Annotated in this window: 9 protein-coding genes; 6 read left to right on the plus strand and 3 right to left on the minus strand. The window is 50.6% G+C overall.

All coding sequences use genetic code 11. The annotated features are described in order from the left end of the window. Positions 1 to 36: 36 nt before the first annotated feature. Positions 37 to 2943: a family 43 glycosylhydrolase gene (locus tag B5D63_RS24760; RefSeq protein ID WP_078671557.1), complete on the plus strand. Its 2907-nt coding sequence runs from the start codon at positions 37 to 39 to the stop codon at positions 2941 to 2943. A 35-nt stretch (positions 2944 to 2978) separates the two neighbouring features. Further along, complete coding sequence (locus B5D63_RS24765) at positions 2979 to 4079, plus strand: endo-1,4-beta-xylanase (protein WP_078671558.1); 1101 nt, start codon at positions 2979 to 2981, stop codon at positions 4077 to 4079. A 35-nt stretch (positions 4080 to 4114) separates the two neighbouring features. Here the strand turns inward: B5D63_RS24765 and B5D63_RS24770 are convergent, their stop codons facing one another. After that, positions 4115 to 5116 (minus strand): beta-ketoacyl-ACP synthase III, encoded by a 1002-nt coding sequence (locus tag B5D63_RS24770; RefSeq protein ID WP_078671559.1) that lies wholly within the window; start codon positions 5114 to 5116, stop codon positions 4115 to 4117. A gap of 202 nt (positions 5117 to 5318) precedes the next feature. Here B5D63_RS24770 and B5D63_RS24775 point away from each other — a divergent pair, with 202 nt between their 5' ends. The 4 genes from B5D63_RS24775 (at position 5319) to B5D63_RS24790 (ending at position 10496) form a co-directional block, all read left to right on the plus strand. After that, the gene (locus tag B5D63_RS24775) at positions 5319 to 6764 is read left to right on the plus strand and encodes a hypothetical protein (protein ID WP_143313075.1); all 1446 of its coding nucleotides are present in this window, start codon (positions 5319 to 5321) and stop codon (positions 6762 to 6764) included. Between the two features lie 171 nt (positions 6765 to 6935). Further along, complete coding sequence (locus tag B5D63_RS24780) at positions 6936 to 7514, plus strand: methyltransferase family protein (protein WP_078671561.1); 579 nt, start codon at positions 6936 to 6938, stop codon at positions 7512 to 7514. A 156-nt stretch (positions 7515 to 7670) separates the two neighbouring features. Beyond that, a complete protein-coding gene (locus B5D63_RS24785) occupies positions 7671 to 8822 on the plus strand; it encodes a M23 family metallopeptidase (protein ID WP_078671562.1) in 1152 nt (383 codons plus the stop codon). A gap of 468 nt (positions 8823 to 9290) precedes the next feature. Next, the gene (locus B5D63_RS24790) at positions 9291 to 10496 is read left to right on the plus strand and encodes an autotransporter outer membrane beta-barrel domain-containing protein (protein WP_078671563.1); all 1206 of its coding nucleotides are present in this window, start codon (positions 9291 to 9293) and stop codon (positions 10494 to 10496) included. A 228-nt stretch (positions 10497 to 10724) separates the two neighbouring features. Here B5D63_RS24790 and B5D63_RS24795 read toward each other — a convergent pair whose 3' ends face one another. Together B5D63_RS24795 and B5D63_RS24800 are read right to left on the minus strand one after the other, a co-directional pair. Then, the gene (locus tag B5D63_RS24795) at positions 10725 to 14444 is read right to left on the minus strand and encodes a glycosyltransferase family 2 protein (protein WP_078671564.1); all 3720 of its coding nucleotides are present in this window, start codon (positions 14442 to 14444) and stop codon (positions 10725 to 10727) included. Next, the gene (locus B5D63_RS24800; RefSeq protein ID WP_200817096.1) at positions 14441 to 15778 is read right to left on the minus strand and encodes a glycoside hydrolase family 2 TIM barrel-domain containing protein; all 1338 of its coding nucleotides are present in this window, start codon (positions 15776 to 15778) and stop codon (positions 14441 to 14443) included. Before B5D63_RS24800 ends, B5D63_RS24795 begins: the two co-directional genes overlap by 4 nt. Positions 15779 to 15856: the final 78 nt, after the last annotated feature.

Genomic DNA, 15856 nt, shown 5'->3' on the forward strand with positions numbered 1-15856 from the left:
GGGTAATGCTAATATGACTGAATAACGGCTTTAAAAATGTATAAGAAATTTTTCGTTATAGCGCTCCTGTTCTTTTGTAGTGCTTCGCTTTATGCGCAGCAGTCCGATAATGAAGACGGGACCTATACCAATCCGGTTATCTGGTCCGACTTTCCGGACAACGACGTAATCCGCGTGGGAGATACATATTATATGGTAGCTACCTCCATGTATTTTTTTCCCGGTGTGCCGCTGCTGCAGTCGAAAGATCTGGTGAACTGGACGTATGCAGCCAATGCGGTGCCGCGGTTCAGGCAGCACCCCTTTTATGATCTGAAAGGCGGAAACAGATATGGGAGAGGGCAGTGGGCCAGCAGTATCCGCTACCACAACGGAAAGTTCTACATACTTTTCATGACACTGGACGAAGGTGGTTTTTTGTGCACCGCCACAAAGGCAGAGGGCCCCTGGGAGATACGAAAGCTGGTAAGGCCCTACTATGACCCCGGGTTGTTTTTTGATGAGGATGGGCGCATCTACATTGCTCACGGTTATTCTAAACTGTCTGTGACAGAAGTGGATGCTAACCTCGCTCCTGTCGGCAGGGACAGTATCGTGTTTGATAAGGTGCAAAGGCCGGGGCTGGAGGGGTCGCATGTCTATAAGGTAAACGGGTACTATTATATTTATGCTACCTATGGTGGTGGAGATGGTTACCAGGTTTGCCTCCGGTCAAAAAATATATATGGCCCATATGAGGAAAAAACTGTGCTGAAAGACGATATGAACCTCTATGGTAAAGGTGTTCATCAGGGAGCGCTGGTCGAAACGTCCCAGGGGGAATGGTGGAGTATTATCTTTCAGGACAGGGGAGGGGTGGGAAGAGTGCCGACTTTGCAGCCGGTGCAGTGGATAGATGGCTGGCCGGTCCCGGGGAAAAATGGAAGGGCAGTGGTAACCCATGTTAAACCACGTACCGGATCAGTTACCCCGGTACAAATGCTTCCCTGCAGTGATGAGTTTGGTGATGACAGGCTTGGCATGCAATGGGCCTGGAACCATAATCCTGACGACAGCGCGTGGTCTTTAAGTAAGCGGAAAGGTTATCTGCGGCTCACTACTGTCAGCGTTGCCGCTGATTTGTTTCATGCACGGAATTCACTTACACAACGGATATTTGGACCCTTCTCCGAAGCTACCGCAGCATTCGATATCAGCGGAATGAAAGCCGGCGATGTGGCCGGACTTGCTGTTTTGCAGTTGCCTTATGCCTTTATCGGCGTGAGCGCTGGCGCGCCGGTAAAGTTTATTGTGATGGAGCGTGCCGGCAGCAGGAAAGACAGTGTTGCCATAGGACAGCAAAAAAGGGTGTTCTTCAGGGCTTCCGTTAATACTGTGAAAAATCTGGCTTACTTCTCCTATAGCTTCGATAACAGGACATATATCCCCCTGGGCGATACGCTGAATATGCAGTTTGACCTGAAGATGTTTACTGGTAACCGGTTTACACTGTTTAATTACGCCACGCTTAAAAGCGGCGGTTGTGTCGATGTGGACTGGTTTCACATGGATACCCGGAAGGGGGCCCCCAATCTTTTTAAGGCATCCTCCCGCATTGCTGCGGAAATGTATGATGACATTTACGGCGCACGAGTGGCTCCCGGAAAGGATGGAAGCGAGCCGGGGCAGCAGGAGGTAACCCATTTGACAGCCGGTTCATGGGTACGCTTTAACCAGGTAGATTTTGAAAAAGGATATCCATACCTGTTATTGCGGGTGACACCCCGCGGAGGGCGTATAAACGTGTATCTCGATAGTGATTCATTGCATCCCTATGCTACGGTGGCCGTGCCCGAACAGCCGTTGCTGAACTACACGACGGTGAGCGTACCTGTAAAGCCAGTTGCCGGCAGACACCGGCTGACATTTACCTTTGCGGGAGAAACGCCATCCACCGCCCGTTTCAACTGGTTTACCTTCACAGATGACAGCCAGCAAACGTATACATCGCCTCCGTTGATATCACATATCTATACCGCGGACCCGTCTGCGCATCTCTTTAACGGAAAAATATATATCTATCCCTCGCATGATACTGCTACTGAGACGAAGGAAAGTGATAATGGGGACCATTTCCAGATGGAGGACTACCATGTTTTTTCCATGGACTCCATCGGCGGGAAAATAACAGACCATGGGATTGCGCTCCGGGTGCATGACGTGCCATGGGCGTCGAAACAGTTGTGGGCACCGGATGCAGCATTTTCGAAAGGAACATACTATTTGTATTTCCCAGCGAAGGATAAAGAAGGGGTATTCAAAATAGGCGTTGCTTCTTCAAAACAGCCGACCGGCCCTTTTGTGGCCGAAAAAGAGCCGATGGCAGGAAGTTATAGCATTGATCCCTGCGTGTTCAGGGACGACGATGGTTCTTTTTATTTGTACTTTGGCGGTATTTGGGGAGGACAATTACAGCACTGGGATAATAACCGCTATGACGCCACAGCAACGCTGCGGAAAAAAAATGAAGTGGCTATCCTTCCCCGGGTGGCAAAACTTGCCCCGGATATGAAAAGCCTGGAAAGCGCTCCGTTGACTATAAAAATTACAGACAGTACCGGCCGGCTATACCTTGAACAGGAGAACGACAAACGCTTTTTTGAGGCGGCCTGGATGCACAAATACAACGGCAAATATTACTTCTCTTATTCAACCGGCGATACACACAATATCGTTTATGCGATCGGAGACAGCCCCTATGGCCCCTTTACCTACCAGGGCGTTATCCTGAAACCGGTTGGCGGCTGGACCAACCATCATTCGATTATTCAAATCGGACATAAATGGTATTTATTTTATCATGATACGCAGCTGTCGGGTAAAACGCACCTGAGAAACGTGAAGGTAATGGAGTTGAAGTATAATAGCGATGGTACTATCCAGACGTTAAGCGCATTCAGATAACCCATTTCGTAAATTATTAAAGAACCAGGCAATATATGAAGTACATCCGCCATGTTATTATTTTTTTGCTGACCGTCGCCATAAGTTTTTCCTGTGTGGCTTACCGGGCTCATTCCTTTGCCGGGCCGGAGGTACGGGGACTAAAAGATTATTACAAGGACTATTTTCCTATAGGCGTGGCCGTTTCAGCGCGTGCGCTGCACACTGAGGAAGCAGGATTGGTGGTCCGGCAGTTTAATAGTATTACCCCGGAGAATGCTATGAAAATGGGCGTGATTCACCCGGACGAGCAGCTGTATAACTGGAGGGAGGCTGATGCTGTCGCAGCTTTTGCCAGCCGTAACGGAATGAAGCTCAGGGGGCATACCTTAGTCTGGCATAATCAGGCCCCGGGATGGATTTTTAAGGGAGCCAACGGACAGCAGGTGTCCAAAGACGTGTTGTTACAGCGCCTGAAACAACACATTACAACTGTTGTAAAGAGATATAAGGGCATCGTATATGCCTGGGATGTAGCCAATGAAGTGATCAGTGACCGTAAGGAAGAGTTTTACCGGAATTCACTGTGGTACCGGATCTGTGGCGAAGAATACATAGAGAAGGCATTTCAGTGGGCCCATGAAGCAGACCCTGATGCGTTGTTGTTTTATAATGATTACAATGAGATAAACACCGTAAAGCGGGAAAAAATTATCCATATGCTCAATGGCCTTATCAGCAAAGGGGTACCGGTCCATGGAGTGGGGTTGCAGGCGCATTGGGCCGTAAATGAACCATCAGCAGAACAGCTGGATAAAACGATGGCAGATTTTGCAAAACTGGGGCTGAAAATACAAATTACTGAATTTGATATTTCCGTGTACCATAAGGAACATGAGATGAGGGAACGCGAGGCGGGCGACAGCGCTACGGCGTTTACCGCAGCAAAGGAGCGGCAACAGCTCGAGCAGTACCGCCAGTGTTTTGCATCTTTTCGCAAGTATCGTGATGTCCTGACAGGTGTAACGTTTTGGAATATCTCCGACCGGTATAGCTGGCTGGACAACTTTCCGGTGCGTGGCAGAAAAGACTATCCATTATTATTCGACAGGGAGCTGCAACCCAAGAAAGCGTTTTGGGCGGTCGTTAAATTTTGAAATCACCTGGTAACGGCAGGCCTCTCCTGTAGATACTAGCCCTGACCATCATAGCCCCAGACCATATACAATGCTCCCCAGGTGAACCCGGCGCCGAAAGCGGCAAGCAACAGGCGGTCCCCTTTCCTCAGGCGCGACTCGTAGTCCCACAGGCACAAAGGAATTGTACCGGAGGTGGTGTTCCCGTAGCGGTCAACGTTTCGCATTATTTTTTCAGCGGGAAAAGACAGTATTTCTGCGGTACGGTCAATAATCCGCTGATTAGCCTGATGGGGTACCAGCCAGGTGATGTCTTGTGCTGACAGGTTGTTTTTTACCATCGTATGGGTGATGGCCTCCGTCAGGTGTAATACTGCATAATCAAAGATAGCTTTGCCATCCATGTAGAGATAATGTTCCTGGTTATTGACCGTAGCTGTAGAGGAGGGCCAGCGCGAACCTCCGGCTTTTACATAGAGCAGGTCGGCGCCGCTGCCGTCTGTACGAAGGAAACAGTGTTGAATCCCGCTGTCCGCGGGGCCGGGCTCCAGCAACACACCACCTCCGCCATCGGCAAACAGACAAGTGGTGATACGGTCCTGGCCCCCGATAATACTGCTCATTTTATCTGCTCCCAGTACCAGCACGTAACGGTATATTTGCTGCTCTATATACCGGGATGCAATATCCAGCGCGGAGAGAAAACCGCTGCATGCCCCATTGATGTCGATAGCCCAGGCTTTGCTGGCGCCGATTTCACGGGCAACAATATTGCTGGTGGAAGGCGTGATCATATCCGGCGTGGCTGTGGCCAGTACAATGGCATCCAGTTCTGATGGCTGTATGCCGCGTTTACGGCAAATTTCAAGGGCTGCCTGCACGCATATGGCAGAAGTACCGACGCCTTCCTCCCGGATATGCCGTCGCTCGTTAACGCCAAGATATTTGGGAATCCATCCGGATGGGATATCCATTTTTTGTTCCAGCTCTTCGTTGTGAACGATATGTGGCGGTACATATCCGCCGACTGCTGTGACAACCGCATTGCACTTTTTCATAGTCAGGATTTTTAAGATAGTAAAAAGGGGTAACAATTAGTATGTCTAACAAAATGGATATGGACGGTAACTTGTTCAAAGTTATCAACAGCTGCTGAAGTGGCACGGCATATTTCAACTGCTGTCTAAAGTGCATGGTGTGACTATAGCTTCGCAAGACGCCTGTTGTTTCCCTATTTTTTAATGTCTAATATTTGTGACCATGTCTCTTGAAAATTATTCATTGTCCGCGCTTGCGCAGGAATTATCCGCTCTCAGAAAAAAGGACAGTTATCATCCGGACATGGATGCAGCTGCTGTGTTCAACCGGTATTCCCCGGGGAGTTTACAGCAGCTGATGCAGGGCATGTCGGAGATCACCGCCTCCTTTTATGGTCTGCTACTTCAGCAGGCAGTTGCATTGGAGGGGCCTGATATGGCGGAAGCCCTTTCTTCTTCACTGATTTATACGCTGGGAAAAAACAAGGCCGGCAGAATAATGGAGATGCATCCTTTGCTGGATCGGGATGCCAGAGGCACCATCGAAATTGTTATTGCTGCCATCTTTACCGCCAGCCCTGAATTTAATTTTGAAGTCGATAGCTTCACGGCAACTGAAGTGGCTTTCACTATCCGCGGAACAGACCGTTATCATCGGATTAGTCGGCAGCTGCAGATAACCCATCTCCTGAAATGGCCGGTGATACTGCCGTTCCTGGAAGGGATACGCGATGTGGTTGCACCCGGCTGGAAGGTGGCAACGCTTGCATCTGCGGTAGATGAGAATAGCAACTGTGATTATGTTTTCAGGATATACCAGGAGGCAGCTGCGCCGGCAGAGGACATTCAGACAGGCATGCGACCTCCCTTTTTCCGGTTGCCCGCAGCCGCTCTGGTGACCAGGGGGAAATATCTCGAGGTGGACCTTGGGCCTGCCGGTGATTTTCAGGATAGTCAGTTTGTTACAATGATCCAGCAATGCCTGTCGGCCGAAGCGTGGAATGCCTGCCGCCTGTATCCTACGGGGACAGACCAGTATATGCTGGCAGAGCGGTTCAGGTGCATGCGCATCGGCAACTTTTTGGCAGATACATCTTTAAAAGCGGTACTCCATACACAGGAAGTCAGTAAAAGAAAGCGGAAAAGTATTATACGTATTTTGGATAATAGGGGAGATATGATCTACCAGGTGCTTTTCGATTATTACATGTGGAATGAAGCGGACTTTAAAAATAAATTTACTTTCCTGAAAAGTGAAGGAAAACCAGCGCCGGGAGAATCATTGCCGCTTCCTGTTATCAGCCGTATTTCTTTTGACAATGCCTGGCATTATATGTCCCGGCTGGCTCCTGTAGATGAAATACATTGCCTTGGCCATTTCGGGGGGTATCCCTGCGTGCCGGCGTTGTTTCTGTTCCGGTTATTACACCTGGAAGCGGAAAAATGGATAAAGGACGTGCTGGGAGAGCTGCCGGAAACCAGGCTGGTGGTAGATAGCGTTGCTGTTCATCCCTCGCGTATTATGCCCGCCGGTGTGCCATATGACATTGTAACCACTGTACATCAGTTGTCAGATAATATACTGCAATTTGTGTATGACGTCACGCAGGCGGATGGACCTGGTACCAGGTTCTGCTGCGTGGTATTGGATATCAGGTTGCAGCGGTAAGCCGGTGCGTTTTATCGGGGCTGCAGTCTTTCCGGCATCAGGACCATATCCGCGTCTGCTGGAGTAAATTTTGAGCCATTAAGCCGAAGAGTAACATCTCTTGGAATTGTCTGAATTTAGTATATTTAAGGGTACTGTGTCATTTTAGGAACAGCAATTAAGAATAGTAATATGAGTCAATATATTAAAATTGGACTTAAAGTATTATGGTTGATTGTTTTGACTTACTGGTTCATTTCGGGGCTTATTGCCAAAAAGGCCGAACATCAGGAACCTTTTATTAAACGATTTGTTCAATACTGGCTGCCGTTAATTATTGCCATGTTGTTTTTAGGGCCAGGAGAGTGGTTTGGACGTAGCTGGTTAAGGGAGAATTTTATTGAACATTCTGATCTGGTTGGGACCATTGGACTTTCTATTTCCGTAATTGGCGCAATAATAGCTTGCGCATCCCGATATAAACTTGGCAGGAATTGGAGTTTATCGGTACAAAAAAAAGAAGACCATCAATTAATACAAGACGGAATTTATAGAATTGTCCGGCATCCGATTTATACAGGACTATTGTTACTATTTATCGGAAATGCATTAATTGTTGGTGACTACAGAGCGATAATAGCTGTATTAATAGTTTTTGTATCGTTATGGTTAAAGCTCAAAAAGGAAGAGAAATTGCTGATCGAAATTTTTGGAACGAAATATACGGAATACCAAAATCGCACAAAGGCAATTATCCCATATTTATTATAATAAAAAATGACGAATTCGCATGATCTTTATGATCAGTTCTACAGGTGTTCCGGCTAAAAAATCATTGATACAGCATGAACGGCTGTAGGTGTGAGAGCGATCCAAAATATCTATCAGTAAGGGTTAAGGCTAATAGCCCATCTAAAAAAAAAGAGCATGGCAATAGTCAAAAGATGGTTCTGCTTCTTCATAATCATTGCCGTAGGCATTGAACCGTGTTTTAGCCAGGAATACAGGCAATCTATCGATATGCGTACTTCTTTTGTACCTGGCACGGTAATGATAAACGGAAAACCTATTGTTTACTATGAGCTTCATTTGACTAATTTTTCAAATGATTCCATAAGCCTGGAAAAGATGGAAGTATTGGAGGGTGTTGATTCTTCGGTTGTTGTTTCCTTTGACAAGGATGACCTGATGAACAGGCTTAGCAGGCTGGGATTACAATTGAAGGATAAAGAAAATATAATTGCGCCGGGTAATTCAAGGGTAGTCTATCTTGAATGGCAAAGTGATAAAACGGATGTGCGACTGATGCATCGTCTTAGTTTCGTATTATCTCAGGGTCATAAAAAGCAAACATTTTCAGTTCAGGGCGCAGGCATTAACTTGTCTGAGAAGCCACGAATAGCGCTTGGAGCGCCTTTACGGGGCGGCCCATGGGTGGCGGTTTACGATCCTTCCTGGGGCCGCGGGCATCGCAGGGTCATTTATACTGTTGATGGGAAGGCCCGGATTCCGGGACGTTTTGCCATCGATTTCATCAAGCTTGATACGTTGGGACGGTATGCGAATGGAGACAATAATCTGGTGAAAAACTGGTACAGCTATGGGGAGGAGGTGCTTGCAGTGAGTGATGGCGTTATTTCAGCAACCAGAGATGATTTTCGGGAAAGCAGCACTTTGTCGAATCATCCTGAATACCCGGCTGGGAAAGCAACAGGAAACTACATTTCCTTAGATATAGGAGATAGCTGCATCGCATTTTACGAACATCTGAAACCAGGAAGCATCAAAGTGGTGCCCGGGCAACGGGTAAAAAAAGGAGATGTCATTGCAGTGGTCGGGTTTACAGGTCAGACTACCGGTCCACATCTTCACTTCCATCTGGCAGACCAGCATTCAGCGCTGGGTGCGGAGGGGATACCTTTTGAATTTGAACGTTTTACGGTTCTGGGCGCATATATTGATTTCGGTAAGTTTGGAAAGGAGCGCTGGACAACCGTAAGAGATGATTCCCCATTGATAATTACAGCAGAGCGCCCTGCACCAAATTCCGTAATAAAATTCGACGTGGAAGATAATTGATAAGCGTACATGCGACATGTTTAGTACCCCTCTCTTACCCCCTGAATAAACCCTCATGATGACTGTAAAACAGCAACATAAACTGCACATCGGACTATTTGACAACCCCTGGATTTTAAGAATCGTTTTAAAGAATTGGTTATCCCAAGATGTTGACTGTAACGTAGTGATTGATGCCGGTAATGTTTTAAGCCGGCTGATAAAGTGAAATGTAGATCTGTGCTTTCAAACAGGTGCGTCAATTCCGGCAGACACAGTTGCCTGGTTTCCATAGCGGAGTAGTTTTCGGCAAAAATAGTATCCGCTACTGCGTTGTGGTTTCAATGGAATGAGATCTTCTCTTGAAAGTATTTTATCTTTGTCTCATCAACGTCCGGCAGATTGAACGTTTAACCCGTGATCCCTATCGCCAATACTACGATATGCCAGACAAATCATGTGTACCCGTATCTAATAAATTATTTTGTCATGAAGAAAGAAACACTATTTACCCTTATCTGCTGTTGCGGACTGGGCGCTGTTGCTCAAGCCCAGGATTTACAGACTGTCACCAACGCCGGCAATACCACTAACCGGTTTATTCAAATTACCGGTGCCAACGGTCTACCAGCCACCGGTGCTGGCCTGGAGTTATATGCAAACCCTGCTAACGCCACCGGGTATCTGAAAGCATATAACCGTGGCGCCGGCGTTCCCGGGCTCCTGAAGATCCAGGACAGTGGGGGAGATACCCACATCAATCCGGCAGGCGGTAATGTGGGTATCGGGACCACCACCCCCGCAGCCAGACTGGATGTTGCGGGGAATATAAAGGTCTCCGACGGAATGCAGACCATCAACCTGGTCAATGGAACTAATACCGCGCCGTACAACCTTTCACTGGGCTTAAATGATGACGGCGTTAACTTCTCCAATAATTCAGCTACCAGGGGCTTTAAGTTTAACAATGCAAACGGAAACCTCTTCCTGGTCAACAGCAGGGGAAATATGGGTATTGGCACACTGACTCCGATGAATGGCACGAATAACCTGGGACTGCATATCAGTAAGGGCAACCATTCCACGATTGTGTTGGGAGAGCCGGCCGATGGCTATGGCGGCTTTGTACAAACTTCCGACTCCAGGCACAGGGTATTCATCGGGGCCAACGCATATGACGATGTCGCCAGCAGCTGGCGGACGGTACAAGCCGGAAAAGGAATAGCAGGAATAAGCATCGTGGCCGACGAAGGCGGGTGGGGCACTTCTATAGACTTTTTTACAGATACCGGCTCAACATTTACCAAAAGCATGACGATACTGGGCAACGGGAACGTGGGTATTGGCACCGTTACGCCAGGAGCCTGTAAACTGGCGGTAGACGGCTTAATAGGCGCCCGCAGGGTAAAAGTGACACAGGGAGCATGGGCAGATTTTGTATTTCACCCGGAGTATAAACTCCCTTCTCTCCGGGAAGTAGAGCTGTTCATCAACCAACATCAGCACCTGCCCGATATACCGGCTGAAAAAGAAGTAGTACAGGACGGCCTCGACCTCGGCGACATGAATAAAAAACTCCTGCAGAAAATTGAAGAACTTACCCTCTACATGATCGAAGAACACAAAAAGAACCAGCAACAGGAGCAACTGATCCGACAACTGCAAGAGGAAATAAAACAGTTGAAAAATAAGTAATATAGCAGTGAGGCATTGAACAATCAACTTTACATCGGCCGGCACCCTGTATCTCCGCTTCGGCATCCCCTGTTACTTTTTTCATCTCAGCGGGTCGTTGCAGATACGTTCATACTGGCGGGTGCTCAGGCAGGCGTTCCTGGCAATTTCGTGCCGGACTGCGTCAGGCCGCAGATACCGGCATAGAACTTCCGTTACTGAAAATAGCAAGTAATGGCTGATATATCCTCAATAAAGCGGTGTATTCAGCGTAGTTATACCAGTGACCACGCTACTATCGCGCGCGGCCTCCAGGTAAAGCCGGTATTGCATTGGCTTGTCGGGGACCGTCAGCGTGAAAGATGCGCCTTTCCCAACGGGTTGCAGGTGGAAGGGATTGCCGTAGCGGTCTGTCTGCACAAGGTACCATTCAAACTGCAGCTGGTCTTTACCCGGGTCTGCAAACCGCCAGCCGGCGCCGGTGCTTACGAGTGCGTGATAGGTGAGCCGGCTGCCGGGCAACGTTGTACGGGAGGGCCGGAGTATTTTCACTTTGGGCAGCGATGGCAATGCAGAGCGCTGGCTCCATAGGCCCGAGAGCTGCTCCCAGGCTGGTTTATGGCGGCCACGATGATCGATAAGGCCGTCGAATGTAACATAATCGCGGGTCTCCAGGTCCTGCCACGTGGTGATGAATGCGGGTACCGGTGACAGCGCAGCATAAGAGGCTACCGGTATTTTGCTGATGAAGCAGGGTACATTTCCGGAAAGAAGAGCTGCGAGACCGGTGGTATCGCCGATGGTCTCTATGCCGAATGCGTCGATGGCGGGTAGTTGCTGCCGGAGCCAGGGTAGCAGGGGGGCGGTGGCTGATTGAAAAAGAACGTCTGTTGTCACCGGTCGGGACGGATCGGTGGCTTTGATAGCCCTGGCAAGTCCTTCCAGCCAGCGCAGGTAACGTTGCTGCTGATAGAGCAAAGCCGGCTTAAAGTGATATTGCCCCAGTTGCTGCCATGCGTTATTGCCGATCTGCCATGCGGTGATGACGGTGTCGTTGCGGCGCCTGGCGATGTTACGGAGGATATCCCGCTGCGCCCGCGCGAGCATGACGCTGTCCTTGTCCATATCCGTGACGTCGGGCAGCCAGAACCCGTAATGTATGTGAATACCGTGGCTACGGGCTTCCGAAAGCACGTTCCTGTCATATACGCCCGGACCGTAACGGCGGATGGTGTTTACGCCCAGCTGCTGCATTTGCTGAAGGTCATGGGCCGTTTCCCGGCGCGTAAGGGCGTACCGGTTTCTGAACCAGTCTTCTCCTTTCTGATAGCGCAGTCCGCGGAGGTTGTCCGGCAGCGGATGGTGTGGGACCGGAGCAACGGTCGCTGCACCCGCGATGGCTGTAACATTAAGGGCTGCCGGTCCCCGCAGCCGCGGAAAACTGTCCAGTACTGCCAGCAGTTGTCCGGGTTGACGAATAGACCAGTCGAGGTACCGTGCGGTGTCTCCTTTCACGACATTGACATCGTGCCCGGTATTGAAAAACACCTGTGCATGGACTTCAGGGAAACGGTTGCTGATAGCCAGGAAGGCATCGCTGAACCAGCGTGCCTGGTCGCCGGCATCGGAAGCGGAGCCCATTTCTGCTATCATCACGGGCAGGCCTGAACGGAAAAGCGGTAGCTGGTGAAAAGGCTGGTATAATGCCTCGAAGGAATACCATGCACCACCTCCATGTGCAGGGCCATAGTTGAGGGCGGTAACACCTATCCAATCTACGAATTCCTTGCCGGGAAAATATTTTTCAGCGTTGGAGGCTTTCCATGGGCTCCATACCCATACGGCGTTTATGGCGCCGCGGCGAAGGAACAGTGTATGCACATACCGCCAGGCGCGGCCGTATTCTTCGGGTGTATTGCCACCAGTGGGCGACCATGGGTAAGCAGGATTGTCCGGTTCATGCGCGAAGCGTAAAAACAGCGGCCGGTTCAATGCTTTCACCTGGTCTGCGAACTGTTCGAGGTAACTGTCAAAAATACCGGTGGGTATCAGCGACATTACTTTGCGTTCCTGCTGCACTTGACCAGCGTTATGGGTAAAGCGGGAGGTCCAGGGTTCCCAGGTAACCATGGGAATAGAACCGCTGTTGTAAATTGCTGTCAGAGAGTCCGGCAGGAGGTGGTCCTGTCCGTCGCCCCACGCAATATACAGCGAGGTAATCTGCGTGCGCGGGAGCCCTTCGCCGGATGGGTTGTATGCGCCGGTATAGAAAACGTCCTGTCTTGAGGGTAGTACGCTTACGGGAGCTTGTCGCCGTCCGGCGGTAAAGTACCAGCTCAGCACGATGACAACCAGCAGCAACGGGAGGCCGAGTTTACGGATACCGGTGTACAGGTGCAGGTGCCGGAATATCCAGAATTGTCTTTTCAGAAATAGTGGTAGCGTCAGGATTGTTTTCACCCATCCGTATCGTGCCGGTATTTTCTTCAGCTGGAGACTGGCCATGATGTTGAATACCATAATGAGACAGTTGATGCCTGCAATGCCAGCCATAAAAAGCGAATAAGGGTTCCAGTCATGAGATAACCCATATATGATTGCGGCCAGCGAAATGACCAGTATGACTATGTTGGGTAGGTTCAGCCGCCAGTCGTCCGGCCCGGAGTCGTCTTTCGGGGTGGGGAGGTACGGTACTCTTTTGCGCGCAATAGTGTATATGAGGCCGAGCAGGTAGATCCACCAGGTGCCGATAAACAGCAGGCCGCCTACCACGTGGAAGCCGCGTTCCGTCTCCTCCATTACCCAGCGTTGCACGTAATGCCGAATGAGGATGATGGACGCGATGGCAGGGAAGGCGAGCAACGAAAACTGCACCAGGTCCGCCCGGAAAGGAATGTACCCGGTGACCAGCGACAGCACGGGCACGAGGAAATTAATGAGAAAAACAACTCCGGATAGATAATGCAGGGGGATGGTGCCGTAATGCAGACGTTGCAGCCAGGTAAACTGTCGGAACAGCCGCGGATAAGTGGTCACCAGCAGCTCGAAGGTGCCTCTCGCCCATTTCAGCTGCTGCGCATAGTACGCCGAAAGGGTATTGGGTACCAGCCCGCGGGTAAGCACGGCAGGCACGTAGATAGATTTCCATCCTTTGGCATGCAGGTGCATGGCAGTATGCATGTCTTCCGCCAGCCCGCTGGCGTGTCCGCCGATGGAGTCCAGGGCGGCTCTCCGAAAGGTGCAGTTGGCGCCGATGGCCAGCACGGTGCCGTAGCTGTTCATGGTGGACATAATAGGTCCGTAAAACTGAAATGTTTGCTGGGCGGCGCCTTTGGCGATAAGGTTGTCGCCGAGGTTGCTGTATGCCTGTACGATCTGCACGAAGCCGATTCCGGGATCGTTGAAATGATGTACTACGGCATCCAGGAAATCCGGCGCCGGCACATGGTCCGGGTCCATCACCACACAAAGCTCTCCCGTGGCGTATTGCAGGGCATTGTTGATATTACCGGCTTTGGCATCCTTGCGGTTGGTACGGGTCACATGCCGCACGCCGAGGCGTGCACACACTTCGCGGAGATACGGGTCGTTCGCTTCGTCGCATAGCCAGGCGGTATGCGGGTAGGTCATGGCCCTGATGGCGGTAAGCGTGTTAACGATCATGTCATACGGTTCGCCCGGGAAGTAGGTGGTGAGTACATCTACCGTGAAGGGATGCTGCGGTGGCGGCGAAGGAGGGATGCGGATAGCGGCGTAATGATACCATTCATGCAGAATGGTCAGGCAGTTAAAGGTGATGGCTGCCATCAGCACCCAATATAGCGGGGCGTAACCGATTTGCGTGCGCCGGAACAGCACGGTGAGCAGCACACCGATGCTGACGGTACCCAGCAGGATCATCAGCCTGAGGGTAAACAGTTCCCGCCGTGACGGCGGTGTGACCGGTGCCGGTTGTTCCTTTTCTCTCATGGCGCGACTACATAAAAGGGTGTATTGGTGGAAGCGAAATTGCCGTATGCATCATATACGGTCACGAATATACGATAAGGTCCTTCCCGCAGGGGGGCACGGAAGCGGGCGCCGGTGCCCTCATGGGAAAGCAAAAGGCTGTCCGCTGCCGGCGGCTTCACTTTGTTCACATCGCTGCGGAAACGGATGAACCAATCCTCCGGCAGCACTTCCCATGTAAACCGGAGGGAGTCGTTACCAGGATTTTCCAGCAAAAGATTGGCGGAATGGACGGTGCCGGGCGGCAGCAAAATATTGTCCCTCGCACCCTTGCCATCCAGCAGCATATACCGTAATGCAGGCGCTTTATGCGCAGGGAGCCGCCCCGTCCAGATATATTGCATGGTCTGCACGGTGGCGGAAGCGGCGCCGTTTTCGGCGAACAGGCTGAACCAGGTATGCGTCACTTCCTGCTTCTGGCCCCAGTAGAATACACAGGCCCCCAGGAAGCGCGGATCATCTACCGGCATATAAGCTGTATAACGTTTAAGATATTGTTCCGCTTTTTTATTGCTGGTATTTTCAATGGGAGCGCCCCACGCGGCGGTTTCGGCTTCCCAGGGTCCGTTGATGCCCCATTCGGTGATCAGGAACGGGCCATCCCAGAACCAGGAGAATGACCGCAGCTCCTGGCGAAGGTGGTGCAGGTCTCCAAATATGTTTAGCGAGATAAGGTCCAGTTGCGGCACTTTCCAGCGGATGTTGTAAATATTGCGCCGGTTAAAATTAATGAGGGTGGTGGTCACAGGATGATCCGGATCGTGCGTATGGATGATGTCCACCAGGCGGTTAAAGGTTTTGTAAAACGGGCGGTAACGGGGCCTGTAGGGAAAATCCACTTCGTTGCCGAGGCACCACATTAGCAGGGCAGGATGGTTTTTGTACCGTTCCACCACCCGCTCGTAAGCCAGGTATAGTGCGGAAACGGCGGCGGTATCCCGGTAGTATGCAAGGGATTCGCTGCTAGGGATGTGTAAACCGGCGATGACAGCGATGCCCGCTGCCTGTGCGCTGTCCAGCAATGCACCGATCTGCACGGTATCCCAGGTACGGACAGTGTTGCCGCCCGCTGCCTGCAATGCCTGCAGCTGTCCGTCGCCTGCCGCGCCTTTGACGATAAAGGGCTGTCCATTCCTGAAAATAGTATACCGGTCTCCGGATTTTCCAATGTAAACTTTGCGTGGAGCAGAAGGGGAGGGCGTCTGCCGGCAGGCCGCCATCGTACAACCCAGCAGAGCCAGGACAATAAAACCGAAATACACAGGAGTATGGCGTGTCTGTAGGCGTTGTATCATTCGGAGCACATCGGACTACCTAAATATAGTGAAATCTTTTTAAAGTCCGTTGATCGGACTACCAGGCACGCCTGTCGG

The organism is Chitinophaga eiseniae (genome assembly GCF_900167135.1).
Lineage (GTDB): Bacteria > Bacteroidota > Bacteroidia > Chitinophagales > Chitinophagaceae > Chitinophaga > Chitinophaga eiseniae.

Bases quoted from the DNA above. Each gene is read 5' to 3' on its own strand.
- B5D63_RS24760 (WP_078671557.1), top strand. From the start codon at position 37: ATGTATAAGAAATTTTTCGTTATAGCGCTCCTGTTCTTTTGTAGTGCT.
- B5D63_RS24765 (WP_078671558.1), top strand. From the start codon at position 2,979: ATGAAGTACATCCGCCATGTTATTATTTTTTTGCTGACCGTCGCCATA.
- B5D63_RS24770 (WP_078671559.1), bottom strand. From the start codon at position 5,116: ATGAAAAAGTGCAATGCGGTTGTCACAGCAGTCGGCGGATATGTACCG.
- B5D63_RS24775 (WP_143313075.1), top strand. From the start codon at position 5,319: ATGTCTCTTGAAAATTATTCATTGTCCGCGCTTGCGCAGGAATTATCC.
- B5D63_RS24780 (WP_078671561.1), top strand. From the start codon at position 6,936: ATGAGTCAATATATTAAAATTGGACTTAAAGTATTATGGTTGATTGTT.
- B5D63_RS24785 (WP_078671562.1), top strand. From the start codon at position 7,671: ATGGCAATAGTCAAAAGATGGTTCTGCTTCTTCATAATCATTGCCGTA.
- B5D63_RS24790 (WP_078671563.1), top strand. From the start codon at position 9,291: ATGAAGAAAGAAACACTATTTACCCTTATCTGCTGTTGCGGACTGGGC.
- B5D63_RS24795 (WP_078671564.1), bottom strand. From the start codon at position 14,444: ATGAGAGAAAAGGAACAACCGGCACCGGTCACACCGCCGTCACGGCGG.
- B5D63_RS24800 (WP_200817096.1), bottom strand. From the start codon at position 15,778: ATGATACAACGCCTACAGACACGCCATACTCCTGTGTATTTCGGTTTT.